The sequence below is a fragment of the Nostoc sp. DedQUE07 genome (assembly GCF_034530975.2).
In the GTDB taxonomy this organism is placed as follows: domain Bacteria; phylum Cyanobacteriota; class Cyanobacteriia; order Cyanobacteriales; family Nostocaceae; genus Nostoc.
Window position 1 is genome coordinate 47849 of sequence record NZ_JAVRCC020000015.1, and the last position, 24812, is coordinate 72660.

The following is a 24812-nucleotide window of genomic DNA, read 5'->3' on the forward strand; positions in this document are numbered from 1 at the left end:
CTTGTCTCTTCGTTACCAACACAACTTGTTGTGTTACGAATGCTTATCCGTTGATAAGATAACTTATGCGTTCGTTACTAACACAACTTGTTTCGTTACGAATGCTTATCCGTTGGTAAGACAACTTGTCCGTTCCTCACCACTACAATCTGTTTCGTTACCAAAGCCGATCTATTTGTGGCAAACACTTATGCGATCGCTACCACAGCTTAAGCAAAACTTATCAATACAAGTCCTAAGCAAAGCTTACAGCTATTTTCAGGTAAGCAGCAACATTAGTGGAGTTTAGACTCACTACCTAAAATCCCAGGACAGAAAATGCTAAGATTCCAATAAAATATGGCATTTGCACAGCTATGACAACCACGCTGCACAAATCAATCTTTTTAGCAGAGTTCCTCAAACTACCAGAAACAAGATTAATATCCGAGATTTTTTTTAATTTTGAAAAATTAATCTGAGGAGTTTTCGGTGACAAAAAACAATAAAAAAAAGGCTATTGCTCAAGCTATTTCTACAGCCGTTGCTTTGAGTTTGGTGATAATGCAAGTGGAATCAGCACAAGCTGCTACCTTGGTGGTTAATAATCTCAATGATAGTGGCGTTGGCTCGTTGCGAGATACGATCGACATTGCAAGTAACAATGACGTGGTAGAGTTTTTATTAGGCAGTAATCCTAGTACAATTACCCTGACAAGTGGGGCACTTGCGATTGCCAAAAATCTCACTATTAATGGCCCAGGTGCTAACTTACTTACCATTAGTAGCAATAATCACTTACCCGTGTTTGAGATTAACGCCGCGAATGTTACACTTTCTGGGCTTGCGATCGCTGGTAATATCAACGCTTATAATTCTAGTAATCTAACGTTTAGCAATAGCACCATTAGCAGCGACAATGTGAATATAGATAGTAACCTAACACTTATCAATAGCACTATCAACAGCGAGAATTTGGCGATCGATGGTGGACTAACGGGAATCGATGATAGTAATGTAACAGCTCTTGATAGCATCACCATCGGCGGCAATTTAACTAGTTCTAGCGGCACTTTTACTGTCTCTACTCGTAGCCTGCGAATTAAGGCTAGTAGCAATAATTCAGAAGCAGCAGGTAGTTTAACTGTTACAACCGATAACGTTGTCGTAATAAGTGGTAGTCAGGTAACGATTCCTATCAGCACAGTCAACGGCAATTCTGGGCAAATTAACAGTGGTAGCCATAATTCAGGAGCAGCAGGCAACATAACTATCAACTCTGATACTTTGATATTGAATCCTGGTGCTACTATATCGAAACCAGTATCCGAACCAAGTGCGATCGCTGGTACTATACTTGCTGGTAGTCTAGCTTGGCTGGCGAAGACAAAGCAAGCAGCATTTCGCAAGGCGAAGGTATAATTACGTATTAAAATAAATTTGCAAATAGTTTAAATACGAAGCCCGCTTAGACTTCTCTCTGCGCGGGCTAAGTATTTTATGGGCAATTAGCCAGACGTAATATTAATGTCCCTGAAACTAAAATACTTCCAGGAACCTTTATTAAGCCTCGACTTTTACACCCTTCCAGAAGGCGACATGACCTTCAATATTCTTAGCCTTCTCCTTAGCGCTGGGATAATACCAAGCAGCATCTTTGTTGACTTGCCCATCAACTTCGATACTGTAGTAACTGGCAACACCTTTCCAAGCACAAGTAGTGTGGGTGTTGCTTTCAGTAAAGTACTGCTTGTTAATGGCGTCAACAGGAAAATAATGGTTGCCTTCCACAACTACAGTATTATCACTCTCGGCTAAAGTAGCTCCATTCCAAATTGCTTTCGGCATAAATGACTTTGTAAATAAACGATACATATAACATTTTTACACTATCAGCTTATTTGTAGTGAATTTATGGAACCTGTGACGCTGACAAAATAGTTCAGAAGTCACGAATAGGCAATGAGTTACAGGATTTTCCTCTAGAAATTAATTGCAATCACTTTTATTTATCAAATTGAGAATTAAAAGCATTTGCTTCCATCATCAAGATTTTCTAGCATATTGGTATGGAAAGTTTATTAGCCAAAACAAAATTAGACTTCGGTTGATAGCATCAATTAAAAAATCTATAGATATGTGAGTAAGCGATTTGTCGAAGTGCAAACTACGCTAACGCATATTCTATAAATACTTGTCAGTTAAGGATTTTATTTAGCATATATTTGGTTCTTTTCAGTTCTCACTAAACTTTCTCGAATGTTAAATTTATCCAAGTTGGGTGAATTTGACTAATCCGTTTGGGTAATTAACAAATTAACCCATCAGATGAACTGAACCTAAAAGATTGAGATTAATAAAACAGTGGACTCTATTACTAGAAAATACTGATTGCAATTACACTTGGTTCTAATTGAGAATAACTCTATGAAATTCACAAAATTGCTAAAATCTGCACATATTATTGCTTGGATTAATTCTATGCCTAAAATTACTTGCTTTCATCGAGCCAAGAATCACAATAGCCCATCAATAAACACAGCCGCCAACTCTGAAATTTCTCTTAGCTATTCCACAAATGTCAATTATCTCAAACCTTTTGATACTGCTTCTATTGCCTATTACATGATGGGTTTTGGGAATTTTAAATGAGCTAAGTTACTTCTGTGCTTTTGAGATGTAGCTTCGATTGTTTGATTAATTACAGTTTTGTTCCCAAAATACTCCATTTTTAACTTGTAATACTTCTCTTAATGATTTTTTAAAATTCTTAGAAAATTATTTTACTTAAATATGTGAGTAATAAATCAACAAGTATGATGGGTTAATTATAAAAGCTTCAAAATCATAAGAAATAAGACTTTTTTCATTGAAAACACTAATTAATCTCTACTAAAAATAAAATCATGAAATTCACAACTTTGCTCAATTCTGCACTGATCATTACTTCTATCGCTTTTATACCTGGAATTGCTGGCGCTCAAACAGTTAATACTAACAATGGCGGTGAACAAATAAATACAGATGTCAACTCTAATACTTTACGTAAAAACCCTACAGATGCTAAATATCTGCAACCCTTCAATATTGCCTTTCTCGCTTATCAAGGTTATTTAAGAGAGCAGGGTATTCCCAGTGGGGGCACTTTGTTATTCAGATACCAAACCGGATACTTGACTGCAAAAGATGTGGTTCAAGCTGCTATCAGGGCTAATAAGTTACCAGCGGAAGTTTTGAACGATCGAGGTTACGTCAACGCAGTCGAGTTACAGATGAAATCATTTGGCGATACTAATGATTCACAATAGACAATTTAGGGGTGCTGGAATCAATCTTTGCATCTCACTATAATTTTAGACGCGATAAATCGCCGTCAAGACAATAATCAGTCTTTGTCTTGACGGCGATTTATGCCGCTTTTGAGTTGATTAGATTTGAAAGAAAGTCGCATCCGGAGTTAGAATAACTGAAAAGATTAGGAAAATCAAAGTTTGTGGCGAATATATTCCACATGCCCAAATTACCCATACCACCGTCTCTTTTGGGGTCAGAAGTTGGTTCTTTTACTGAGTTTACAGTTACTCAACGAATGCCTGCGATCGCTCGCAAAGTTATTGCTGAAAATAATTTCTCGTCTGCAACTAATACCAGCTTAGAAAATCTGGCAAAAGAATTGCCCGCAGGATATGTGCAACCTCTTTTTGATAAGACTGCTGTAGATTTTTCAGCCTGGAATACATATTTAGAATTATATAAAGGTCAGCGTTGGCTAAATGTTCCTTGGTTTTTTGCTGAAACTTATTTTTTTCGGTTGATTCTAGAAATTACTAATTATTTTCGCTCTGGTGTCTGGCAAGGTGTCGATCCATTTGAGTTACAAAAGTCTCAAAGTTTAGAAGCATCTTTGGATTCGATTATTCTATTGTGCGATCGGTCTAACAATTGGTTAAATAATTCTCAACTGAAGGGAGAATCCAATCAAACAGCTTTAATAGCGCTGTTATATTTTGCTTTGTGGGGAAATCGAGTTGACTTGAGTTTATGGTCAGCATTTGAGAGCGATCGCAGTCGTTTTGATATTCAAACCCAACTAGCTCACATTTTAGTAAATGATGCCTCCCAAGTCACGGAATTATTAATCAACTCTCAAGGGGGACGGATTGATTTTGTTGTAGATAATGCTGGCTTTGAACTCGTTTGTGATTTATGTTTAGTAGATTTTTTATTAAATAGCAGATTGGCTAATCGGATTTACCTACACTTAAAGCCACATCCGACTTTTGTATCTGATGCCATGATTAAGGATGTACATGACACAATAAGTTTTTTAGCCGCTACTGGAAATCAACAACTTATATTCTTTAGCCAAAGACTCCGAGACAATATTGCATCAGGGCGTTTAGTACTATCTGAAGATTACTTTTGGACATCGCCTTTAGCCTTTTGGGAAATACCCAACTCCCTCAAAAATGAGTTAGCCAATGCGAGTTTGGTTATAGTCAAAGGAGATGCCAATTATCGCCGATTATTAGGCGATCGCCATTGGGAATTTACCACTGATATTGCAGATATAGTCTGCTACCTACCCGTGCCAATGGTAGCTCTACGCACCCTAAAATCAGAAGTAGCAGTTGGTTTAAAGCCAGAAGTTATTGAGAAAGTAGCAAAATCTGACTCTTCTTGGTTGACAAATGGACAGTGGGGTGTAATTCAGTTGGTGGTTTAGGCAATTTTTGAAAAATCGAGATAATTTGTAAAAGAAGTATACGTATCTTCACTACTTATGGGGTCGTCTACCCTACCCGTATCACTACAACCAGCTTAGGATAGACTAAAAGAACTTTCTAAGGAAAATGGTAGAAAAAATCACAGCTGTGTTTAATGGCAAAGTGTTTTATCCAGCTGAACCGATCGCACTGCCAATTAATACCCGCGTGCGAATCAGTATTGAAATTTTACCGCCAAGCGAACATGAAACGGTATCATTTCTGCAAACAGCGCGATCGCTCAACCTCGAAGGGCCATCTGACTGGTCTGCCAATATAGATAAATATTTATACAGTAAATAAACTTTTCATGCATTCTGAAGTCTTTTTGGATACATCATTTGCCATTGCCTTATCTGCACCGAGCGATCGCTTGCATGACCGAGCCTTACATCTGGCTAAAATGTTACAAGCAGCAGAAACTCGTTTGGTGACAACACAGGCGGTGATGTTGGAAATTGGCAATGCCTTATCCCAACAACCTTATCGTCAGGCGGCAATCATATTATTAAATTCTCTAGTAGCAGACTCCAAAGTAGAAATTGTTCCCCTTTCCCAAGAACTCTACGAACGTGCTTTTCAGCTATATCGCGAACGAACAGAGAAAGAATGGGGATTTATCGATTGCGTATCTTTTATTGTTATGCAATATAGCGGCATCACTGAAGCACTAACCGCTGATGAGCATTTTCAACAAGCAGGCTTTCGAGCATTATTACGAGAAAATTTACCTTAAAGATTGGGCATTGGGCATTGGGCAAAACAGTTCCAAGTTGCGAGTAAAAAAAGTGAGATTCCCACTCAGCAAGGGCTAAACCATAGCTATCTGCTAACAGCACTCAAGACTCAGCACTCATTAAGGGCATTGGTTATTCACAAATGACAAATGACAAATGACAAATGACAAATAACAAATGACAATTAAATATTTCGTTACAATCGGTGTGTGCGTTAGGCATTCAAGAGTTATCAGCCATGAAATTGATTTCCGATCCACCGATTCCTGTAAAAATTCAAAAGATGAAGGAACGGGTGCGGTGGATGCATCCAAGTTTTGTGCAACGGGGAATTGATCAAACCAGTCTAGTTATTGACGATCGCAGGCAAGATAATCCAGAATTTTCCTTTATGGTTATCGGCGATTCCGGTACTCAATCCCATTATCGACAACACCCCCAACGAAAAGTTGCCGAACTGATGCTGACTCACCGCGATGATTGCAGCTTTGTGTTGCACACTGGCGATGTCATCTATGTGGTGGGTTCCCAAGAATATTATTCAACAAACTTTATTGAGCCTTACCGGGAATTTCTTGTTGGTGGTGACAACCCGAAAAGCATTCCTTATGACCGTATGGTGTTTAATCTGCCGTTCTTGCCAGTACTTGGTAATCATGATTACTATGATGTACCGTTGATGTACCGTTTATTTACTGGCACAACATCGTCACTGCGTCGCCTGTTCCGCTACAAAGACATCGAGATTGGCTGGCATGGATCGTATCAAGGTAATGCTTATGCACGAGCATTTATGGACTACACTCAGGCGATGTCTCCACCAGAGTTAGAACGTCATTTAGATCGGCACTACACAGCTAAGACTGACACAGGGCGCTGTTTGCGTTATGAACCTGGACAATTTACCCGTTTACCCAATCGCTATTACACCTTTCGTTACGGCGGGATTGACTTTTTTGCACTGGATTCTAATACCTTTAATACACCATCACCATTACCTGCAACTCAAGAGGGGGAAATTTACCGTCGGGAATTACAAAAGCGTCGCCAAGAAATAGATCGAGAAGAATTGGAGATTTTGGGAATATATAATCGCCTCAACCCAGATAAACCCACCGAAGCGGAACAACTGGATGACCTTAGTGCCAAATTAGACCAAATAAACGAAATCAAAATCGACATTGAAAAACAACTAGCATCTCATCAAATGCCTGCGATCGATTTTGAACAACTTGAATGGTTGCGAAGCAGACTAATCGAATCTTGGAATAACTCCCAAGTGCGCGGACGTGTAATCTTTTTCCACCATCCTCCCTACGTCACAGAAGCTACCAAGTGGAATCAGGCACAAACCTTGGCGGTTCGTCATCGTTTGCGCTGGGTGTTTGAACAAGTAGCAGAAACTCTTGGTACTCTAATTAAAGAACGTCCCATAGTCGATTTGATTTTAAACGGTCACGCTCACTGTTTAGAGCATCTTTGCACAACTGACACCGGATTTGCAGACTCGCATATTAACTGTATTATCTCTGGTGGGAGCGGTCATCGTCCCCGCTATCAACGGCGAGAAGGGACTGAATTAATGGAAACTTTTGCTGAGATTGCAGGTAAACCCACTCGGAAAGTTGCGGATTCAACGTTATTTGTGGGCCGTCATAACTACAATTTCCAGAACCGACTGCCTTATTCATGTGTGCGGATTGATGTTCAAGATGGTAGCCCGCCCAAGTTTATCATCAGACCGTTGATTACTGAACGGTTTGAACAAGAGTGGCATAACAGGGAACTGGAACCCTTTGCGATCTAAACGAGATGCGAAGTAATTGAACTACACATTTTTCATCTCACTTGAAAATCAAATCTTAGCGCTGCATCTTAGCGAACTTTTACCAAATGCACCTTTGCATTCAGATAAAAGCTAAGTATATCCTAATCTTGAATAGAGTTACGATCGTCTCAAATTATGGCAGGACATAGTAAATGGGCAAATATTAAGCGCCAGAAAGCGTTAGTAGATGCAAAAAAGGGAAAAACCTTCACTCAGTTATCCAGGGCGATTATCGTTGCGGCTAGAAGCGGCGTCCCAGATCCGGCGCTAAATTTTCAACTTCGCACAGCAGTTGACAAGGCTAAGGCTGCGAGTATTCCCAATGATAATATTGAACGAGCGATCGCTAAAGGTGCAGGCACTTTTGGCGGCGATAGTGCTACTTTTGAAGCGATTCGCTACGAAGGTTATGGGCCTTGTGGTGTAGCGATTTTAATCGAAGCCCTCACAGATAATCGCAATCGCACTGCTGCTGACTTGCGTGTAGCTTTTAGTAAAAATGGTGGCAATCTTGGTGAAACAGGTTGCGTTAGCTGGATGTTTGAACAAAAAGGCGTTTGTGTTGTGCAGGGTGTACTTGACGAAGAACAGCTTTTAGAAGCATCACTCGAAGGCGGTGCCCAGTCTTATGAGATGACTGAAGATGAGATGGCTGAGGTGTTTACTGATATTGGAAATTTAGAAACTCTTAGTCAGACACTCAAAAATCAAGGCTTTAAAGTAACTGATGCCGAATTGCGCTGGATTCCTAGTAATAGTGTAGAAGTTACCGATCCCGATCGGGCGCGATCGCTTTTCAAGTTAATTGATACTCTAGAAGGCTTGGATGACGTGCAAAATGTCACAGCTAACTTTGAAATATCAGAAGAATTGATGTCTATTACCATTTCTTAATCAAAATTAATCCAAGTATCATAGCTAAATTACAGCTATTTGGATGATGTCCAGATTGTTACATTTAAGATTGAAATACCAGCAAGTATTTTTTAGCTAAGTATTCCATGTCAGCCCATAGGATTCAATTAAGCTTTTTTGATGAAAATTCTAGCTTGTAGAGACGGCGATTCATCGCGTCTCTTGCTTTAACCGAGTAAATCCTACATTTGACGAATGTAAAAATAGACATGAAAGGTTCATCTCAATTACAAACTTATGACATACCTCTATTGGATAGTTAAATTGTTGATTACCTAATGAGGATTTTTCAAGTGAATAAGTTCGCTAAAGCTTTACTTTTGGCTCTAATTTTTGCTGCACCTGTAACCGCTTTTGCATCTCAAGCTCAAGCTAAAACTATCCATCATACTAGCGTAAAATCTGCTAAAGTTCATCATACTAAACATCACAAGCATCATGCTAAAAAACTAGTTCATAAACACTTATAAATAGTTACTATTAGTCGTAAAAGTTTCTAGTAGTTCTGTAATCAAGTTTAGTGTTGATTTCTCTGAAAAGATAACTGTATTATTTAACCCCGCTGGAATCCCTACCAATCAGCGGTTTTTTTTTATTAACTTGCTCAAGGGTGCGATCGCCTAATCCTATCTGCTACCATTCAATTTAGTCTTCAAAACATATATGAAAGCAGATTATTTAGAAGAATCACTTTTTCGTGAGTTGGAGGAGCGTTTGCTTCAACCCGATGTCCGAAAGTCAGCGACAGATATCATGGATTTACTTGCTGACGAGTTCATTGAATTCGGAAGCTCAGGGCGTGTTTTTAATAAACAGCAAATTATCGAGAGCTTGCAGAATGAATCCATCCAACCTCTGACTCAAAGATTGATAACAGAATTCAAAACATTAGTTTTAGTCACAGGGGTTGTTTTAGTAACTTATCGTATAGTCAGACATATATCTGGGAAACAACCTGTTCATTCGTTGCGAAGTTCCATCTGGAAATTAAACAACGATCGATGGAAAATGATCTTTCATCAAGGCACTTTAGTTAGAGAATCATCAGTGCAGTATGATGAGTAACTGGCCAAAATTATTTAGAGTCAAAGTTTTGCATAAAAAAGGCTCAAGCATTCCTGCCTGAGCCTTTTCTAAATTCAATTAACCTTAGTAGCGGTTGTTGCTACGGTTGTAACCGCCGCCACCACGGTTCCCAAAGGAACCACCACTTCTGTCTTCTTTGGGCTTGGCTTTATTTACTTTGAGGTCGCGACCAAGCCATTCAGCACCATCAAGAGCTTCAATAGCTTTCGCTTCTTCATCTTCTGAACTCATTTCCACAAAAGCAAAGCCGCGTAAACGACCTGTTTCACGGTCAGTGGGTAGTTGAACGCGCTTTACAGCACCATATTCTGCAAATACAGCACTCAGCGCATCTTGTGTAACATCATAGGAGAGGTTACCAACGTAAATTGACATCAAATGTCTCCAAAATCATAAGTTTGTAGAGATTTAGATTTCGGAGAGAAGTCTGTAATACCAAAAGGAAAAAGCCTGTCAATACTAAAAACAAACACTGTCGCCGAATTAATTCTCATTTCACTTGCCATGATGACATAGCAACCAACTTTCTGGGTAAAAGTTTGAAAAACTGTTATAAAAAGTTATATAAGCGGTTAATAGCTAGATGCTGGCTAGTCTAAAAACGGGTGAGGCTAAGTGAACCGCACCCACGAAATTGCTACATTAAATCTAGTTATGTCAGCCTAAGTCTAGTTACTTAATACTGCCACGATTAGAAGTAGGGGTGTGAAAGTTCCGTATCTTCAGTAAATACAAGTCTTCTACTAAGGGCAGATTGCAAGAAATTTAAAAATATTTATACTGAGTTAAGAATTGCATCGTCAGCTAAAAAGCGGGCGACTCAATTTAATGAGTTAAAGTGGTGAGAAATTTTTTCAAATAAAAAGTAATTTTTGATACAAAATTCTGCAAGAACATAGCCAATTGACTCTCGCCGCTTTTCACTATTCATAATGTCTCAAAATTACTTGGTAATGCATGGCTGTTTAACCCAAAAAGCTCACCAAATACGAGAAAAATAAATGATTTTGGACAGAAATAAGCCGCACAAGCAGGCGAAAATCTCACCTTTGGCAGCCGCTAACCAGGTAATTAATACCAAGTTAAATTCAGTTATGAAGACTGATGTGGCTGTTGCAGATGTAAAAAATAGTTTTGACACAAAGGTGTCTTCCCCTTTAGCATCCAAATTATTGATTCCCTGTCTGTTAGGCATAGGACTGCTGACAGCGAATTGTGGAGCGCTACCCAAGGAAGAAGCGGCTGACGCACAATCTCAGAGTCCTGGTAGCGGACAACGTGGCGGTGCAACGGCTGTAGATGCGGCGATCGCTCGAACTGATACGTTGCAAACACAACCAGAATACACAGGTAATACAACACCCTTCCGAATTGTGTCACTGCGATCGCAAGTAGAAGCTCGGTTGTTGGCTTTGAACCTTGATGTCGGCGATGCAGTAAAGCTTGGGCAAAACGTCGGGCGGTTAGATGATGCCATACTTTCGACCGAATTAAAGCAAGCAGAAGCAGAACTAGCAGCCCTCAAATCAGAAGTAGCTAGGGCAACCAATCAGGTAAGCAATGCTCGTGCAGACGTTGAACGGGCGCGCCTAGAAGTAGTACAAGCTCAAGCAGACTCAGAGCGGCAGCAGAGGTTGTTTAAGGCTGGAGCGATCGCGGAACAAACTGCGCAACAGGCGCGTACCCAGGCAAAAACAGCCGCCCAAGCACTCCGGGCAGCCCAAGAACAAGTACGGACAGAACAGCAAGCCGTTGCAGCTGCCCAAGGTAGAGTACTTGCTCAACAGGCATTGGTTGCTCAAACCAAAGAACGCAGGTCTTATACTCGGCTGGTATCTCCGATCGCTGGCGTAGTCACAGAAAAGGTGACAGAACCAGGCAACCTGCTGCAAGCAGGTAACGAAGTCTTGAAAATTGGAGACTTTAGCCGTGTCAAAGTCGTCGTCCAAGTTTCGGAATTAGAACTGGCGCAAATTCAAGTTGGGCAATCTGTACAAGTCCGTTTAGATGCCTTCCCCAAAGAAACATTAATTGGCAGAGTTACGCGCATTTCCCCTGCTGCCGATGCTACAGCTCGCTTGATACCTATAGAAGTAGTGATTCCCAACACTCAAGGTAAGATTGGTAGCGGACTACTGGCGCGAGTCAACTTTCAAAACCAGACTCAACAGCGGGTAGTAGTACCGCAAACAGCGATTCAAAAACAAGCAGGGGCAGCAAAGGCAGCACAGAAAGAGCAAGAAAACTCGTCGGGGACGCTATTTGTGGTGAAAGACACAGATGGTAAGACGAAAGTAGCGACGCGTGCAGTTACTTTAGGAAAAAGGGCTGATGGCAGAGTGGAAATTTTATCCGGTTTGCAAGCAGGAGAGCGCTATGTTGTTCGTAGTGGTAAGCCGTTAAAAGAAGGTGACACTGTAAGTCTTTCAATTCTTTCAGAAAAGCAATAGTAGGGTGGGGAGTAACCACCATATTAATGAAAAAAGTACTCAGTAGTCAGCACTTAGCACTTATCACTTAGTATCATGCAACAGGCAAATAATAATAGTGGCAATAGCGGATTTAGCCTGAGTGCGATCGCTATCCGCCAACACATTGGCACACTCATGCTCACCGTGGCAGTAATTGTCATTGGGGTATTTTTTCTCACAACGATCCAAGTCGATCTCCTACCATCAATTACCTATCCCCGAATTGGGGTGCGGCTAGAAGCCCCCGGTATTTCGCCAGAAGTAGCAGTAGATGAAATCACCAGACCTTTAGAAGAAGCTTTACGGGCAACTGAGAATGTAGTGCAAGTTTTTTCCCGCACCCGTGAAGGACAAGTCAGCCTCGATTTATACTTCCAACCAGGGGGCGATATTGACCAAGCCCTAAACGATGCTACTGCTGCTTTTAACCGAAATCGAGGACAACTACCAGATACGATAGAGGAGCCGCGCTTATTCAAAGTCGATCCTTCTCAATTGCCGGTTTATGAATTGGCGCTGACATCTGCCTCGTTACCAGGGAAAGATTTACGCGTATTTGCTGATGAAGAGTTAACGCGTGAACTCAGTGTAGTACCAGGAGTCGCTTCTGTTGACGTATCCGGCGGTGCAGAAGAAGAAGTACGAGTGCTTGTTGACTTAAACCGATTGCAAGCTTTGGGTGTCGGGTTAAATGATGTCTTAGATGAATTAACAGCCCGTAACCAAGATACTTCTGGCGGTCGGATTCTGGGGCAAAATTCCGAGCCATTGACTCGGACTGTCGGACGCTTTCAAAATGCTAAGGAAATTGAAAACCTTTCCTTGGAAGTTTCCTCCCCTGCCTCCCCTGCCTCCCCTGCTTCCCCTGCTTCCCCTGCTTCCCCTGCTTCCCCTACTTCCCCTACACCTTCCCGCCGCGTCTACTTGCGAGACTTTGCAGAGGTAATTGATGATACAGAAGAACAGCGAGTATTTGTTTATCTGAATCGTCAGCCTGCGGTGAAATTTTCAGTCCAAAAGCAGCCTGAAGCCAACACGATCGCAGTTGTAGATGCTGTTAAGCGGCGAATCGAACAATTACGGCAATCAGGTTTAATTCCAGCAGACATGACTTTGAGTCCCACCACAGATGAATCTGTCTTCATCCGCAATTCTTTAAATGATGTGATCTTTTCAGGGATTTCTGGGGCATTGCTAGCAGCAGCAGCAGTATTGTTATTTTTGGGATCGTTCAGGCAAACATTTATTATCAGTTTGACGATTCCGCTGTGTACTCTAGCAGCGATCGCTTTAATGAAAATCTTTGGCCTGACTTTGAATGTTTTTAGTTTGGCAGGTCTAACACTAGGAGTCGGTCAAGCAATTGATACATCGGTTGTGATTTTGGAGAACATCTCCGAAAAAACAGGGATGACTCCCAATCAAAGAGAGATGGAGGCAGGGGAGCAGAGGAGCAGAGGAGCAGAGGAGAACGGGAGAAATTCCAAATTCTTTATAGACAGTGCGACTACTGCTTCCCAAGAAGTAGAATCTGCTTTAGTTGCTGCTACGGGTGCCAACTTAGTTTCTGTAGTGCCATTCCTCTTAATTGGCGGCTTTATTGCACTGCTATTTAATGAACTGATTCTGACAATTAGCTTCGCAGTCGCAGCATCTCTTGTGGTTGCGATTACAGTAGTGCCGATGCTGTCTTCTCGACTTTTGGGAATCCGCTGGTCTAGTCGGATTAGTGAATTTTGGCTGCTTAGACAGTTTAATCACCGATTTGAAGATGCGACGCGGGGATACAGTAACTTCTTAACCAAGGTTTTACGCTATCGGCTCCTCGTAGTAACTGCTGCTTTGGTAATTTTAGGCGGCAGTAGCTTCTTCATGTTTGGTCAAATTCCCCAAGAAATTTTACCCCGCATCAGTACCGGACAAGCTACCTTGAGAGCGCAGTTTCCTCCCGGTACACCTTTAGCAACTTCTGAAAAAGTTATGCAAATTGTCGATGACATTTTGCTCAAACAACCAGAAACAGAGTCTGCTTTCACAACTGTGGGTGGTAATTTATTTGGCAGCAGTACTACAGAAAATCCCTTACGTGCCAGCAGTACCATCAATCTAAAACCAGGCACAGATGTAGAAGCTTTCGTCAAAAAAGTAACTCAGGAATTTAACAAACTCAACTTAGCAGGAATTTTGCTGCGCCTCAATCCTGGTCAGGTGCGGGGTTTAATTTTGAGTAATTCTCCAGTGCAAGGGTCAGAGGTTGACGTGATTCTGCAAGGTGAGAATGAAGAAAACTTAACGCAAGCCGGGGCCCAAGTGCTGCAAGCATTACAAGAAAGAGCAAAATTAGCGACATTCCGGCCAGATGCCGACCCCCGACAACCGGAAATCCAAATTCGCCCCGACTGGGAAAGGGTTTCAGCTTTAGGGTTGAGCGCCGAGCAAATTGGTGCAACAGTTCAAACAGCAATTGAAGGTTCAGTTCCTACGCAAATTCAACGCGGTAATCGTTTAGTTGATGTGCGGGTGCAGCTAAATAAGGAAGCGATCGCGCGTCCTTCCCAGCTAGAGCAATTACCGCTATTTACAGAAAATAATCAACTAATTCGGCTTTCAGATGTTGCGAACATTCAAGAAGGTCAAGCGCCTGGTGAGGTGCAACGGATTAATCAGCGCCAAGCTTTTATTGTCGCCGGAAATCTCAGCGAGGGAGCTAGTCTTGGTGAAGCGATCGCAGAAGTCAATCAGGTACTTAAGGATGTAGACTTACCTGATGGTGTTTCAATTGTGCCTAGTTCTGCCCAAGAAACTAATCAGCAACTTCAGAATGCTTTAAAAACTTTGGGGGCGTTGGCAACGTTCTTAATCTTTGTAGTCATGGCGGTACAATACAATTCGCTAATTGACCCATTGGTAATTATGTTCACCGTACCACTAGCGTTAGCTGGGGGAATTTTTGGACTTTACATTACCCAAACTGCAATTGGCGCAACTGTAATTGTTGGTGTCGTCCTGCTGGTGGGAATTGTGGTGAATGCAGGGATTCTGATGGTGGAACTGGCGAATCAAATTCGAGAAGAAGTTGGTTGTACTCGCCAAATTGCGATCGTGAAAGCTGCTCCTCAACGTTTGCGCCCAATTATCATGACTACAGTCACTACTATCTTGGGACTGTTTCCTTTGGCATTAGGCATTGGTGAAGGTTCTGAATTTTTGCAGCCTTTAGGAATTGTAGTTTTCTTTGGGATGGCGATCGCAACGATGCTGACATTATTTATCATCCCTTGTTTTTATATTCTGCTGCACGATTTGCTTGGTGGAAATTGGGCAAAGCCAGTGTTAATCCGATTGCGTGGAGTTACGAAAAAACTTATCAGCTAATGAGCATTTAAGTTGCACATAGCGCAATACCGATTTTACTGGCGATCGCGATCGTTGTTTGTTTCTGGGGTGGTTATAAATAGAGAACTGTTTGCCATAGTTTCTCAACCTTATAACCATTTCAGACAGCCACATAGACATCGCCCTTGTTCAAACCATGCCCAGCCCTTCTCCCATCCTAAAAACAAAGTTTTCCAAAGTTTATGATGCTCAGGTTCAACAAAACGATACTCTTGACTGAGTAAGTGGACAAAAACTAATATCTCACTCCAAAGCATTCTTTCTTGTTTGTGCTTTTTGTGCTTGAAAGCTTATGCTGATCCGCCCCGCCACAATAACTGACGTACCCACAGTTTTACCAATGGTTGCCAAAATTTGTGCTTTGCATGAGTCTTGGGATTCCGCCAAATATGGTTTTCTACCGCATCCAGAACAGCGTTATGAGCAATGGTTGATGCGTTTGGCAAATAGCGGCGATGGACGCAGTATATTTCTAGTATCCGAAAATGAAGGGCAAATTGTAGGGTTTCTGGTAGCAACAGTTGAGCGAGAAATACCAATTTATCGGTTACAGGAATTTGCTTTTATTCATGATATCTGGGTCGAGCCGGAATATCGCCAAAACGGAATTGCGCGGCAGATGGTGATGCTAAGTATTGAACGCTTTCATCAGATGGGCGTCAAGCAAATTCGGCTAGATACAGCAATTGCTAACGAGGCTTCACGGCGGTTATTTGCATCTTGCGGTTTTCGATTCAGCATTATTGAAATGCTAAAAGAGTTATGAGTTATGAGTTAGGAGTTAGGAGTTAGGAGTTAGGAGTTAGAAGTTTTAAATTTTTAACTCCTCACTTTTCACTCCTCACTTTTGCAGTTTTCACTCCTCACTTTTGTAAGTGTTAGCTAGCTAACAGAGTTTTTTCTAGAGAAGTCCAACGGAAAGCGCGATCGCCACCCCTCTCAATGATTACTCTCACTCGTGGTTCTAGTTGAGGCAAATTCGTCAAATACTCAAGTTCCTCATTAGAAAGAATATGCCCTTCAATAATCCACAAGACCAGCCCCTTAGACTTTGGTGGTAGCTGTTCTAGATGAGAATTGAGAATTGGGGGTAAATAGTACACATGACCTACTGCGGCACCGCTACCAGTGCTTTTTTTTCCAAGATGAGGAGGTCTGACTCCATGAATTCTTGTGAGATACGCAGCTAAATCACCCAGTCCTTTAGCAGTAATGTGGAGGGTAGTATAGCCAGCTGCCCGTAGTCGGCGCTGATATCGACCTTCATAACCTCCTTCTAGAGGTACATACACTCCCAGAGCGCCAAACTTTTCCAGATCGCGGATTAAACCGTTGCCAGTGGTAATTAGTGCCATAGATTTTCGTCTTATCCCACTTAGATATTTCTATTATTTACTCTGAACCGATAGATTAAAAGCATTTTTTTTCGGTATTGAGAAGAGGCAGAGGGGCTCTTAGCTGGGAGCAGAGGGGAAAGAGGATGCAGAAGGCAGGAGGCAGAGTTCTAAAATGTTTGAATTTTGAATTGATTTCTCCCCCTTGCCCCCTGCGCCCTGCTCCCTTGCTTCTTTCCTACTCCCTAAAAATAGCTCTATAAATTACTGGACAAACATAAATAAATAATTTATATTATTAGATTGTGACCAAAAACGCAAATCAGGTTAACTTTTTACTGTCATTCTGAGGTAGTGTTAGCATCAAAAGCTGATGACTTAAATCCAAATTGGATAATCTAGCTCAGAGCGATCGTAGACTGGTAAACTAAGAAAGCTTTCAGGTCAATATTAGAGCTTATGGAAAAATAATTAAAGTTAATCCTAAGCTCCAAGGTACGTTTACTCCTGTGCCTCTAAAAAAGCAGGCAAAAGCTTAAACAATAGTTTAAAGTGTTTAAGGAAGTAAAGACTGAGCAGCAATGTTGGTTTCATGGCATTACGTCAGTCTCAGTTAACGGATACTGGGCGGTAGTAACCGCTTAAGTCCAACTGCAACACGGCAAGTAGCCAATCTCCAAGAAGCCGCTATATCAGGCGTGTACAAATCGGAAAACCTGCCGACAGCGCTGCCTCCAGAAAGTGCCAGAGCAATTGCTTGGACAAAAGCATTGCTGCACGCAGCTTAAAGCTGTAGCGCCTTGCATTGATTCCAGAAGTTACTCCTTCCCAACGAGAAGAGACTTGTGGCTGTTCTAGCGATCTAATGAGTGAAGCTAAACAGATTTACCAAGCAGTAAGGACACGGTTTGTTGTGTCCAAAAGCATTTGGAGCGGTTTACTAAAGCCATTCCAAATTTCGCAGGCTAACCCAGCCTAAACTGATGCGTACAAAGCGTGTCCTCTAGAGTCCAATTCCAAGGTCAGCAAGTAGAAGGAGAACCAGTTACTGTGTCTGTAGGTATTCTCGGCACCAAGCTGGGCATGACCCAAATATTTGACGAAGCAGGAGTGTCTATTCCTGTAACTGTCATTCAAGCAGGGCCATGCACCGTTACACAAGTTAAAACGAAAGAAACCGATGGTTACTTTGCCATTCAAGTTGGTTATGGCGAAGTCAAACCCAAGGCACTAAATAGACCATTATTGGGACATTTGGCTAAATCATCTGCCCCAGCATTGCGTCACTTAAATGAATATCACACCGATAGCTCTAGTGATTATGCTTTAGGTCAAGAGATTAAAGCAGATATTTTTAGCGCTGGTCAAATTGTCGATGTCGTCGGTACAAGCATCGGTCGCGGCTTTGCGGGAAACCAGAAGCGCAACAACTTTGGTCGCGGGCCAATGTCACACGGTTCCAAAAACCACAGAGCACCCGGTTCTATTGGTGCTGGTACAACACCCGGTCGTGTCTATCCAGGTAAGCGGATGGCAGGTCGTTTAGGTGGAAAACGTATTACAATCCGCAAACTGACCATAGTGCGAGTTGACCCAGAACGCAACTTATTGCTAATTAAAGGAGCCATTCCTGGTAAACCAGGCGCTCTAGTAAGTGTTGTGCCTGCAAAAATAGTGGGATAGTCAAAAGTCAGTAGTCATTAGTCAGTAGTCATTGGCTAAAGACAAAAGACAATTGACAAATGACAAAGGACAAATAACAAAAATGGTTGAAAGCGTAGTTAAAAATTGGCAAGGAGAACAGGTCGGCGAGACGACCTTCGAGTTGCGCACTGCCAAAGAAGAAACAGCGTCTCATATTGTGCACCGCGCCTTAGTACGGCAATTGACCAATGCTCGTCAAGGAAATGCCAGCACAAAAACTCGTGCGGAAGTCAGGGGTGGCGGTCGTAAACCTTGGCGGCAAAAAGGCACAGGTCGCGCTCGTGCAGGGTCTATTCGTTCGCCATTGTGGCGTGGTGGTGGTGTAATATTTGGGCCAAAACCCAGAGACTTCAACCTCAAATTGAACCGCAAAGAGCGGCGTTTAGCACTGCGGACAGCATTTGTCAGCCGCATTGACGACTTGATCGTAGTAGAAGAATTTAGCACCGAGCTATCTCGCCCCAAAACTAAAGAATTAGTAGCAGCGCTTGCCCGTTGGGGAGTAGTACCAGAAAGCAAGGCACTGTTAATTTTGTCTGAAATTGCGGATACAGATAACGTTTATTTATCAGCCCGCAACATTGAAAATTTAAAACTAATTGCAGCTGACCAGCTAAATGTTTTTGATTTACTGCACGCTGACAAAATTGTAGTTACGGCATCAGCCCTAGAAAAAATTCAGGAGGTCTACAGTGCCTAGCTTTGACCCCCGCGACCTTGCCGACTTAGTACGTCGCCCAATCGTCACCGAGAAAGCGACAATCTTGATGGAGCAAAACAAGTACACCTTTGAAGTAATTCCAAAGGCATCTAAGCCAGAAATCAAGGCTGCGATCGAAGACTTGTTTCAGGTCAAGGTTGTAAAAGTCAACACCACTCTACCACCGCGCAAAAAGCGGCGCGTTGGTAAATTTATTGGTTATAAACCCCAATATAAGCGAGCCATTGTTACAGTCGCACCTGGGGATGAAGACAAGATTAGACAAGTTCTATTCCCAGAAGTCTAAAAATTTTAGATTTTAGATTTTAGATTTTAGATTGAGGAGTTGACTGAATAAGTACCGAAAATGGTGGCAATTAGTTAAACACTCATTAAATTCAAAATCAAAAGTTCAAAATCCAAAATTAAGTAAATCCAAAATCCAAAATCCAAAATAGATTATGGGTACTCGTTCTTATCGCCCTTATACCCCCAGCACTCGCCAAGTTACAATCTCTGACTTTGCGGAAATTACCAGAAGCGAACCAGAAAAATCCTTAACTACCTCGAAGCATCGCGCCAAAGGTCGGAATAATCACGGGCGGATTACTAGTCGTCGCCGGGGTGGCGGACACAAACAGCTTTATCGGATAATCGACTTTAAAAGGGATAAACATAATATTCCGGCAAAAGTCGCAGCAATTGAATACGATCCTAACCGTAACGCCAGAATTGCCCTTTTGTATTACCAAGACGGCGAAAAACGGTACATCCTTCACCCCAACGGGTTGAAAGTTGGAACAATAATTATTTCTGGACCGGAAGCTCCCTTTGAAGATGGTAATGCGTTACCGCTCTCGAAGATTCCCTTGGGTACTAGTGTTCACAACGTAGAACTGACCCCTGGTAAAGGTGGTCAAATTGTCCGTGCTGCTGGTGCTAGCGCTCAAGTTGTGGCAAAAGAAGGTAATTATGTAACTCTCAAGTTGCCTTCAGGAGAAGTCCGCTTGATTCGACGCGAGTCCTACGCCACCATTGGGCAAGTAGGCAACACCGATGCGAGAAACCTGAGTGCAGGTAAAGCCGGACGAAATCGCTGGAAAGGTCGTCGTCCTAAAGTTAGAGGAAGCGTCATGAACCCAGTGGATCACCCACATGGTGGTGGTGAAGGTAGAGCGCCTATCGGAAGATCGGGTCCTGTTACACCTTGGGGTAAACCCACATTGGGTGCGAAAACACGCAATCGCAAGAAACTTAGCAGCAAGTTGATTGTGCGTCGTCGTCGTAAGTCTTCTAAACGCGGTCGCGGTGGTCGTGAGTCTTAAAGAGTTAGGAGTTAAGAGTTAAGAGTTATAAGTTGAGAGTAAAATCTAACTCCTAATTACTAACTCCTCACTCCTCACTTGTAATTCCTAAATCCTAAATCCAAAATTGAACTATGGGTCGTTCTCTAAAAAAAGGTCCTTTTGTTGCGGATCATCTCCTAAAGAAAATTGAAAAGCTCAACGATAACAACAGAAAAGAAGTTATTAAAACTTGGTCACGAGCTTCGACAATTTTGCCCCTAATGGTAGGTCACACTATAGCTGTTCATAACGGACGCCAACACGTTCCTGTTTTTGTAAATGAACAGATGGTAGGACATAAGTTGGGTGAATTTGCCCCGACACGCACCTACAGGGGTCATGGAAAAAGCGACAAGAAAGCAGGTAGGTAGTTATTAGTCATTGGTCATTTGTCATTTGTTATTGGTCATTAGTTATTAACTTTCGACAAAGGACAAAGGATAAAGGACGAAAGACGAAGGACAAAATTGGAGAAAATTATGGCTACTAATACTACTGAAGTAAAAGCGATCGCTCGTTTTATCCGCATCTCGGCTTACAAGGTGCGTCGGGTACTCGATCAAATCCGCGGGCGATCTTACCGAGAAGCGTTAATCATCCTAGAATTCATGCCCTATCGCGCCACTGAACCCATATTGAAGGTTCTCAGAAGCGCTGCTGCCAATGCCGAACACAACGCTGGGTTAGATCGGACTCAACTAGTGATTACTCAGGCTTATGCCGATCAAGGGCCGCCGTTGAAGCGATTCCAACCAAGAGCGCAAGGTCGAGCTTACCAAATTCGCAAACCGACGTGTCATATTACCGTAGCTGTTGCAGCTGCTCCAGAAAAATAAGCACGTTAACCAATAAATTGCGTAAAGTAAGAAATTTTAGAGGAAGCATTTGTGGGACAAAAGATTCATCCAGTTGGTTTTCGCCTGGGTATTACACATGAACATCAATCCCGTTGGTTTGCTGTTCCCGATCGCTATCCAGAACTTCTCCAAGAAGACCACAAACTCCGTCAATACATAGAACAAAAGCTGGGTAGACAAGCTCAAAACAACGCCGGAATTTCCGAAGTGCGGATTGAGCGCAAAGCCGACCAAATCGACTTAGAAGTACGCACAGCTAGACCTGGGGTAGTAGTGGGTCGTGGTGGACAAGGTATTGAATCCTTACGTACCGGACTCCAAGGATTATTGGGTAGTAATCGTCAAATCCGCATTAACGTAGTTGAAGTTCAACGGGTTGATGCTGATGCTTACCTAATTGCTGAATACATTGCTCAACAATTGGAACGCCGCGTTTCCTTTCGGCGGGTAGTAAGACAGTCAATTCAACGTGCCCAACGCGCTGGCGTCCAAGGTATTAAAATCCAAGTTAGCGGTCGCCTCAACGGTGCGGAAATTGCCCGGACAGAGTGGACTCGTGAAGGTAGAGTACCTTTACATACCTTACGGGCTGACATTGACTACTCTTATTGCACAGCAAAAACTGTTTACGGCATTTTGGGTATCAAAGTATGGGTGTTTAAGGGAGAAATTATTCCTGGACAGGAACCAGAACCGCTACCACCCGCAAACCGCGATCGCGAACGTGACCCCCGCGATCGCGAACGTGAACCCCGTCGTCGTCAACAACAACGTCGTCGCCAGCAATTTGAAGACCGCTCAAATGAAGGATAAATCGTCATTAGTCATTAGTCATTAGTAAATGGCAGATGGCAAATGACAAATGACAAATGACAAATGACAAATGACAAACCATGTTAAGCCCTAGAAGAACTAAATTCCGCAAACAACAGCGCGGACGGATGGAAGGACTAGCCAGCCGTGGTAGTACCCTCAACTTCGGTGATTTTGCACTCCAAGCTCAAGAACCGGCTTGGATTACCTCGCGTCAAATCGAGGCTTCCCGTCGGGCAATGACTCGTTATATTCGTCGGGGTGGACAAATCTGGATTCGGATTTTCCCTGATAAACCTGTAACCATGCGTCCTGCTGAAACCCGGATGGGTTCCGGTAAAGGTAATCCAGAGTTTTGGGTAGCTGTAGTCAAGCCAGGACGAATTTTGTTTGAAATCGGTGGGGTTTCTGAAGAAATAGCTCGTGAAGCGATGCGTTTGGCTTCATTTAAACTGCCCATCAAAACCAAGTTTATTGTGCGCTCTCAACCACAGGAGCAGGAGTAGCTTATGCCTCTTCCCAAGATTTCAGAAGCTAGAGAATTAAGTGACGAGAAGCTCTCTGATGAAATTGTCGCGATTAAAAGACAACTATTTCAGTTGCGCTTGCAAAAAGCCACCAGACAATTAGAAAAGCCCCATCAGTTCCGACAATTGCGTCACCGTTTAGCCCAATTGCTGACGCTAGAAACAGAACGCAAACGGGCAGCAAGTCAATCGGCTAAAGAAGAGAAGTAGGAGATTATGGCAGTTAAAGAACGAGTTGGCTTGGTAGTGAGCGATAAAATGCAAAAAACTGTGGTAGTCGCCATAGAAAACCGCGCTCCTCACCCCAAGTACGGCAAGATTGTGGTTAACACCCAACGATATAAAGTTCACGACGAAGAAAATCAGTGTAAAGTAGGCGATCGCGTTCGCATTCAGGAAACTAGACCCCTGAGTAAAACCAAGCGCTGGAAAATCACAGAAGTCCTGAACGTCAAGCCTACTTAAACCTCATCGTTGTTAGAAACTAACAACATTACAAGGGAGAATAATTGTGATTCAACCCCAGACTTACCTGAATGTCGCAGATAATAGCGGCGCCCGCAAACTGATGTGCATCCGCATCTTAGGCGGAGGCAACCGTCGTTATGGTTTTATTGGCGATAAAATTATCGCAGTTGTCAAAGATGCTACACCCAACATGGCTGTAAAAAAGTCTGATGTGGTAGAAGCAGTAATTGTTCGGACTCGGAAAGCTGTAAATCGTGACAGCGGCATGAGTATTCGCTTTGATGATAACGCTGCTGTAATCATCAACAAAGACGGTAATCCCAGAGGCACACGGGTTTTTGGCCCAGTTGCACGGGAACTGCGCGATAAAAACTTCACTAAAATTGTTTCTCTGGCTCCGGAGGTGCTTTAATGGCAACCAAACAGGGTACGCCCAAAGTATTCCACAAAATGCACGTCAAAACTGGCGACACCGTACAAGTGATTGCTGGTAAAGACAAAGGAAAAGTTGGCGAAATTACTCAGGCACTTCCCCAACTGAGTAAAGTCATCGTCAAAGGTGTCAACATTAAAACCAAGCACGTCAAACCCCAACAAGAAGGGGAATCAGGGCGAATTATTACCCAAGAATTCCCGATTCATAGCTCCAATGTGATGCTTTATTCCACCAAGCAAAACGTTGCCAGTCGTGTTGGTTACACCTTTACCTCAGAAGGCAAAAAGGTTAGAAAACTCAAGAAAACTGGCGAAATTCTCGATAAATAAGAATTAGTCAACTTGAGATTTTAGATTTTAAATTTAATCAAAAATCTAAAATCAAAAATTAAAGCTTCCCTGACCAAGCCCAGGGATATCAGGACAAAAAACTATGGCGACAACAAGACTCAAAACCTTATATCAAGAGACGATCGTCCCCAAACTGATTAATCAGTTTCAATATACCAACGTCCATCAAGTACCGAAATTAGTAAAGGTTACGATTAACCGAGGTTTGGGTGAAGCAGCTCAAAATGCGAAGTCACTAGAGGCATCTATCAACGAGATTGCCGTAGTAACTGGTCAAAAACCAGTAGTGACACGGGCGAAAAAGGCGATCGCTGGCTTTAAGATTCGTCAAGGGATGCCTGTGGGGATCATGGTGACACTCAGAGCCGAACGGATGTATGCCTTTTTCGATCGGTTAGTTAGCCTGTCACTACCCAGAATTCGAGATTTTCGCGGCGTTAGCCCCAAAAGCTTTGACGGACGCGGTAACTACACTCTAGGGGTGAGAGAACAGCTAATTTTTCCAGAAGTCGAATACGACAGCATCGATCAAGTGCGTGGGATGGATATTTCCATTATCACCACAGCAACAAACGACGAAGAAGGACGCGCCTTACTTAAAGAATTAGGAATGCCTTTTCGCGATCAATAAGTTCATCTATAGAGGGAACGATGGCGGCTAACGACACAATTGCAGATATGCTGACGCGCATCCGCAATGCCAACCTGGCGCGGCATCAAACTACACAAGTGCCAGCTACAAAATTGACCCGAAGCATTGCCAAAGTGCTACGGGAGGAAGGCTTTATTGCTGAAATCGAAGAAGCAGAAGAAGGGGTAAAACGCAATCTGGTGATTTCCCTGAAATACAAGGGAAAAAACCGTCAGCCTCTGATCACCGCCTTAAAGCGAGTGAGTAAGCCTGGCTTGCGTGTTTATTCAAATCGAAAAGAATTACCAAGGGTACTAGGCGGCATTGGCATTGCCATTATTTCTACATCCAGTGGCATTATGACTGACCGCGAAGCGCGGCGTCAAAACTTGGGTGGCGAAGTACTTTGTTACGTTTGGTAATCATTAGTCATTAGTCATTGGTCATTAGTCATTTGTCATTATTGAA

30 protein-coding genes are annotated in these 24812 nt (G+C 42.6%); 27 read left to right on the plus strand and 3 right to left on the minus strand.

Going from position 1 to position 24812, the window contains the following annotated elements:
• Positions 1-471 precede the first annotated feature (471 nt).
• On the plus strand, positions 472-1401 hold the full coding sequence (locus RMZ95_RS14130; RefSeq protein ID WP_322684772.1) for a hypothetical protein: 930 nt from the start codon (positions 472-474) through the stop codon (positions 1399-1401).
• Between the two features lie 141 nt (positions 1402-1542).
• Here RMZ95_RS14130 and RMZ95_RS14135 read toward each other — a convergent pair whose 3' ends face one another.
• Complete coding sequence (locus RMZ95_RS14135) at positions 1543-1827, minus strand: DUF427 domain-containing protein (RefSeq protein ID WP_322672210.1); 285 nt, start codon at positions 1825-1827, stop codon at positions 1543-1545.
• A 579-nt stretch (positions 1828-2406) separates the two neighbouring features.
• Between RMZ95_RS14135 and RMZ95_RS14140 the strand changes: the two genes are divergently transcribed.
• From RMZ95_RS14140 to RMZ95_RS14180, 9 genes are all read left to right on the plus strand, one after another.
• Positions 2407-2631, plus strand: coding sequence for a hypothetical protein (locus RMZ95_RS14140; RefSeq protein ID WP_322672211.1), 225 nt, complete (start codon positions 2407-2409; stop codon positions 2629-2631).
• 254 nt (positions 2632-2885) lie between these two features.
• A complete protein-coding gene (locus tag RMZ95_RS14145) occupies positions 2886-3287 on the plus strand; it encodes a hypothetical protein (RefSeq protein WP_322672212.1) in 402 nt (133 codons plus the stop codon).
• Between the two features lie 203 nt (positions 3288-3490).
• Complete coding sequence (locus RMZ95_RS14150; RefSeq protein WP_322684798.1) at positions 3491-4705, plus strand: damage-control phosphatase ARMT1 family protein; 1215 nt, start codon at positions 3491-3493, stop codon at positions 4703-4705.
• Between the two features lie 127 nt (positions 4706-4832).
• The gene (locus tag RMZ95_RS14155; RefSeq protein ID WP_322684771.1) at positions 4833-5048 is read left to right on the plus strand and encodes a hypothetical protein; all 216 of its coding nucleotides are present in this window, start codon (positions 4833-4835) and stop codon (positions 5046-5048) included.
• A gap of 7 nt (positions 5049-5055) precedes the next feature.
• Positions 5056-5481 (plus strand): type II toxin-antitoxin system VapC family toxin, encoded by a 426-nt coding sequence (locus RMZ95_RS14160; RefSeq protein WP_322684770.1) that lies wholly within the window; start codon positions 5056-5058, stop codon positions 5479-5481.
• A gap of 239 nt (positions 5482-5720) precedes the next feature.
• Positions 5721-7289 carry a metallophosphoesterase gene (locus RMZ95_RS14165; RefSeq protein WP_322684769.1) on the plus strand — a complete coding sequence of 523 codons (1569 nt, stop codon included), beginning with the start codon at positions 5721-5723 and terminating at the stop codon, positions 7287-7289.
• A gap of 156 nt (positions 7290-7445) precedes the next feature.
• Positions 7446-8204: a YebC/PmpR family DNA-binding transcriptional regulator gene (locus tag RMZ95_RS14170; RefSeq protein WP_322684768.1), complete on the plus strand. Its 759-nt coding sequence runs from the start codon at positions 7446-7448 to the stop codon at positions 8202-8204.
• Between the two features lie 314 nt (positions 8205-8518).
• Positions 8519-8695 carry a hypothetical protein gene (locus tag RMZ95_RS14175; protein ID WP_322672217.1) on the plus strand — a complete coding sequence of 59 codons (177 nt, stop codon included), beginning with the start codon at positions 8519-8521 and terminating at the stop codon, positions 8693-8695.
• A 193-nt stretch (positions 8696-8888) separates the two neighbouring features.
• Entirely contained in the window at positions 8889-9290 is a 402-nt protein-coding gene (locus tag RMZ95_RS14180) for a DUF4440 domain-containing protein (protein WP_322684767.1), read from the plus strand.
• A gap of 84 nt (positions 9291-9374) precedes the next feature.
• Here RMZ95_RS14180 and RMZ95_RS14185 read toward each other — a convergent pair whose 3' ends face one another.
• Positions 9375-9686: an RNA-binding protein gene (locus RMZ95_RS14185; RefSeq protein WP_322672219.1), complete on the minus strand. Its 312-nt coding sequence runs from the start codon at positions 9684-9686 to the stop codon at positions 9375-9377.
• A gap of 626 nt (positions 9687-10312) precedes the next feature.
• Here RMZ95_RS14185 and RMZ95_RS14190 point away from each other — a divergent pair.
• The 3 genes from RMZ95_RS14190 (at position 10313) to RMZ95_RS14200 (ending at position 15944) form a co-directional block, all read left to right on the plus strand.
• The gene (locus RMZ95_RS14190) at positions 10313-11761 is read left to right on the plus strand and encodes an efflux RND transporter periplasmic adaptor subunit (protein ID WP_322684766.1); all 1449 of its coding nucleotides are present in this window, start codon (positions 10313-10315) and stop codon (positions 11759-11761) included.
• A gap of 75 nt (positions 11762-11836) precedes the next feature.
• Entirely contained in the window at positions 11837-15157 is a 3321-nt protein-coding gene (locus RMZ95_RS14195; protein ID WP_322684765.1) for an efflux RND transporter permease subunit, read from the plus strand.
• Between the two features lie 313 nt (positions 15158-15470).
• Positions 15471-15944 (plus strand): GNAT family N-acetyltransferase, encoded by a 474-nt coding sequence (locus tag RMZ95_RS14200; protein ID WP_322672222.1) that lies wholly within the window; start codon positions 15471-15473, stop codon positions 15942-15944.
• A gap of 112 nt (positions 15945-16056) precedes the next feature.
• Here RMZ95_RS14200 and RMZ95_RS14205 read toward each other — a convergent pair whose 3' ends face one another.
• Positions 16057-16533, minus strand: coding sequence for an NAD(P)H-quinone oxidoreductase subunit N (locus tag RMZ95_RS14205; RefSeq protein WP_322672223.1), 477 nt, complete (start codon positions 16531-16533; stop codon positions 16057-16059).
• 1029 nt (positions 16534-17562) lie between these two features.
• Between RMZ95_RS14205 and rplC the strand changes: the two genes are divergently transcribed.
• The 14 genes from rplC to rpsH all read left to right on the plus strand — a co-directional run bounded on the left by rplC (position 17563) and on the right by rpsH (position 24766).
• On the plus strand, positions 17563-18195 hold the full coding sequence (gene rplC, locus RMZ95_RS14210; protein WP_289799260.1) for a 50S ribosomal protein L3: 633 nt from the start codon (positions 17563-17565) through the stop codon (positions 18193-18195).
• A gap of 82 nt (positions 18196-18277) precedes the next feature.
• Positions 18278-18916, plus strand: a complete 639-nt coding sequence (gene rplD / locus RMZ95_RS14215) for a 50S ribosomal protein L4 (RefSeq protein WP_322672225.1) — start codon at positions 18278-18280, stop codon at positions 18914-18916.
• Positions 18909-19223, plus strand: a complete 315-nt coding sequence (locus RMZ95_RS14220) for a 50S ribosomal protein L23 (RefSeq protein WP_069070779.1) — start codon at positions 18909-18911, stop codon at positions 19221-19223. Before rplD ends, RMZ95_RS14220 begins: the two co-directional genes overlap by 8 nt.
• A gap of 154 nt (positions 19224-19377) precedes the next feature.
• Complete coding sequence (gene rplB, locus RMZ95_RS14225) at positions 19378-20241, plus strand: 50S ribosomal protein L2 (RefSeq protein ID WP_322672226.1); 864 nt, start codon at positions 19378-19380, stop codon at positions 20239-20241.
• Positions 20242-20354: 113 nt separating this feature from the next.
• On the plus strand, positions 20355-20633 hold the full coding sequence (rpsS, locus tag RMZ95_RS14230) for a 30S ribosomal protein S19 (RefSeq protein WP_012410721.1): 279 nt from the start codon (positions 20355-20357) through the stop codon (positions 20631-20633).
• A 108-nt stretch (positions 20634-20741) separates the two neighbouring features.
• Positions 20742-21098, plus strand: a complete 357-nt coding sequence (gene rplV, locus RMZ95_RS14235) for a 50S ribosomal protein L22 (RefSeq protein ID WP_069070777.1) — start codon at positions 20742-20744, stop codon at positions 21096-21098.
• 51 nt (positions 21099-21149) lie between these two features.
• Positions 21150-21932 carry a 30S ribosomal protein S3 gene (gene rpsC / locus RMZ95_RS14240; protein WP_322684764.1) on the plus strand — a complete coding sequence of 261 codons (783 nt, stop codon included), beginning with the start codon at positions 21150-21152 and terminating at the stop codon, positions 21930-21932.
• Positions 21933-22012: 80 nt separating this feature from the next.
• Positions 22013-22438 (plus strand): 50S ribosomal protein L16, encoded by a 426-nt coding sequence (gene rplP, locus RMZ95_RS14245; protein WP_069070775.1) that lies wholly within the window; start codon positions 22013-22015, stop codon positions 22436-22438.
• 3 nt (positions 22439-22441) lie between these two features.
• On the plus strand, positions 22442-22669 hold the full coding sequence (gene rpmC, locus RMZ95_RS14250; protein ID WP_094349092.1) for a 50S ribosomal protein L29: 228 nt from the start codon (positions 22442-22444) through the stop codon (positions 22667-22669).
• 6 nt (positions 22670-22675) lie between these two features.
• Complete coding sequence (gene rpsQ, locus RMZ95_RS14255; RefSeq protein WP_094349093.1) at positions 22676-22924, plus strand: 30S ribosomal protein S17; 249 nt, start codon at positions 22676-22678, stop codon at positions 22922-22924.
• A gap of 46 nt (positions 22925-22970) precedes the next feature.
• The gene (rplN, locus tag RMZ95_RS14260; RefSeq protein ID WP_099101129.1) at positions 22971-23339 is read left to right on the plus strand and encodes a 50S ribosomal protein L14; all 369 of its coding nucleotides are present in this window, start codon (positions 22971-22973) and stop codon (positions 23337-23339) included.
• Complete coding sequence (gene rplX / locus RMZ95_RS14265) at positions 23339-23692, plus strand: 50S ribosomal protein L24 (RefSeq protein WP_069070771.1); 354 nt, start codon at positions 23339-23341, stop codon at positions 23690-23692. Before rplN ends, rplX begins: the two co-directional genes overlap by 1 nt.
• 103 nt (positions 23693-23795) lie before the next feature.
• Positions 23796-24344 carry a 50S ribosomal protein L5 gene (gene rplE, locus RMZ95_RS14270; RefSeq protein WP_322684763.1) on the plus strand — a complete coding sequence of 183 codons (549 nt, stop codon included), beginning with the start codon at positions 23796-23798 and terminating at the stop codon, positions 24342-24344.
• 20 nt (positions 24345-24364) lie between these two features.
• Complete coding sequence (rpsH, locus tag RMZ95_RS14275; protein ID WP_094349096.1) at positions 24365-24766, plus strand: 30S ribosomal protein S8; 402 nt, start codon at positions 24365-24367, stop codon at positions 24764-24766.
• Positions 24767-24812: the final 46 nt, after the last annotated feature.

What these genes read in the sequence shown, in the direction of transcription:
- RMZ95_RS14135 (WP_322672210.1), bottom strand. Translation starts at nt 1,827, where the DNA reads ATGCCGAAAGCAATTTGGAATGGAGCTACTTTAGCCGAGAGTGATAAT.
- RMZ95_RS14140 (WP_322672211.1), top strand. Translation starts at nt 2,407, where the DNA reads ATGAAATTCACAAAATTGCTAAAATCTGCACATATTATTGCTTGGATT.
- RMZ95_RS14145 (WP_322672212.1), top strand. Translation starts at nt 2,886, where the DNA reads ATGAAATTCACAACTTTGCTCAATTCTGCACTGATCATTACTTCTATC.
- RMZ95_RS14150 (WP_322684798.1), top strand. Translation starts at nt 3,491, where the DNA reads ATGCCCAAATTACCCATACCACCGTCTCTTTTGGGGTCAGAAGTTGGT.
- RMZ95_RS14155 (WP_322684771.1), top strand. Translation starts at nt 4,833, where the DNA reads ATGGTAGAAAAAATCACAGCTGTGTTTAATGGCAAAGTGTTTTATCCA.
- RMZ95_RS14160 (WP_322684770.1), top strand. Translation starts at nt 5,056, where the DNA reads ATGCATTCTGAAGTCTTTTTGGATACATCATTTGCCATTGCCTTATCT.
- RMZ95_RS14165 (WP_322684769.1), top strand. Translation starts at nt 5,721, where the DNA reads ATGAAATTGATTTCCGATCCACCGATTCCTGTAAAAATTCAAAAGATG.
- RMZ95_RS14170 (WP_322684768.1), top strand. Translation starts at nt 7,446, where the DNA reads ATGGCAGGACATAGTAAATGGGCAAATATTAAGCGCCAGAAAGCGTTA.
- RMZ95_RS14180 (WP_322684767.1), top strand. Translation starts at nt 8,889, where the DNA reads ATGAAAGCAGATTATTTAGAAGAATCACTTTTTCGTGAGTTGGAGGAG.
- RMZ95_RS14185 (WP_322672219.1), bottom strand. Translation starts at nt 9,686, where the DNA reads ATGTCAATTTACGTTGGTAACCTCTCCTATGATGTTACACAAGATGCG.
- RMZ95_RS14190 (WP_322684766.1), top strand. Translation starts at nt 10,313, where the DNA reads ATGATTTTGGACAGAAATAAGCCGCACAAGCAGGCGAAAATCTCACCT.
- RMZ95_RS14195 (WP_322684765.1), top strand. Translation starts at nt 11,837, where the DNA reads ATGCAACAGGCAAATAATAATAGTGGCAATAGCGGATTTAGCCTGAGT.
- RMZ95_RS14200 (WP_322672222.1), top strand. Translation starts at nt 15,471, where the DNA reads ATGCTGATCCGCCCCGCCACAATAACTGACGTACCCACAGTTTTACCA.
- RMZ95_RS14205 (WP_322672223.1), bottom strand. Translation starts at nt 16,533, where the DNA reads ATGGCACTAATTACCACTGGCAACGGTTTAATCCGCGATCTGGAAAAG.
- rplD (WP_322672225.1), top strand. Translation starts at nt 18,278, where the DNA reads ATGGTTGAAAGCGTAGTTAAAAATTGGCAAGGAGAACAGGTCGGCGAG.
- rplB (WP_322672226.1), top strand. Translation starts at nt 19,378, where the DNA reads ATGGGTACTCGTTCTTATCGCCCTTATACCCCCAGCACTCGCCAAGTT.
- rpsS (WP_012410721.1), top strand. Translation starts at nt 20,355, where the DNA reads ATGGGTCGTTCTCTAAAAAAAGGTCCTTTTGTTGCGGATCATCTCCTA.
- rplV (WP_069070777.1), top strand. Translation starts at nt 20,742, where the DNA reads ATGGCTACTAATACTACTGAAGTAAAAGCGATCGCTCGTTTTATCCGC.
- rplP (WP_069070775.1), top strand. Translation starts at nt 22,013, where the DNA reads ATGTTAAGCCCTAGAAGAACTAAATTCCGCAAACAACAGCGCGGACGG.
- rpmC (WP_094349092.1), top strand. Translation starts at nt 22,442, where the DNA reads ATGCCTCTTCCCAAGATTTCAGAAGCTAGAGAATTAAGTGACGAGAAG.
- rpsQ (WP_094349093.1), top strand. Translation starts at nt 22,676, where the DNA reads ATGGCAGTTAAAGAACGAGTTGGCTTGGTAGTGAGCGATAAAATGCAA.
- rplX (WP_069070771.1), top strand. Translation starts at nt 23,339, where the DNA reads ATGGCAACCAAACAGGGTACGCCCAAAGTATTCCACAAAATGCACGTC.
- rplE (WP_322684763.1), top strand. Translation starts at nt 23,796, where the DNA reads ATGGCGACAACAAGACTCAAAACCTTATATCAAGAGACGATCGTCCCC.
- rpsH (WP_094349096.1), top strand. Translation starts at nt 24,365, where the DNA reads ATGGCGGCTAACGACACAATTGCAGATATGCTGACGCGCATCCGCAAT.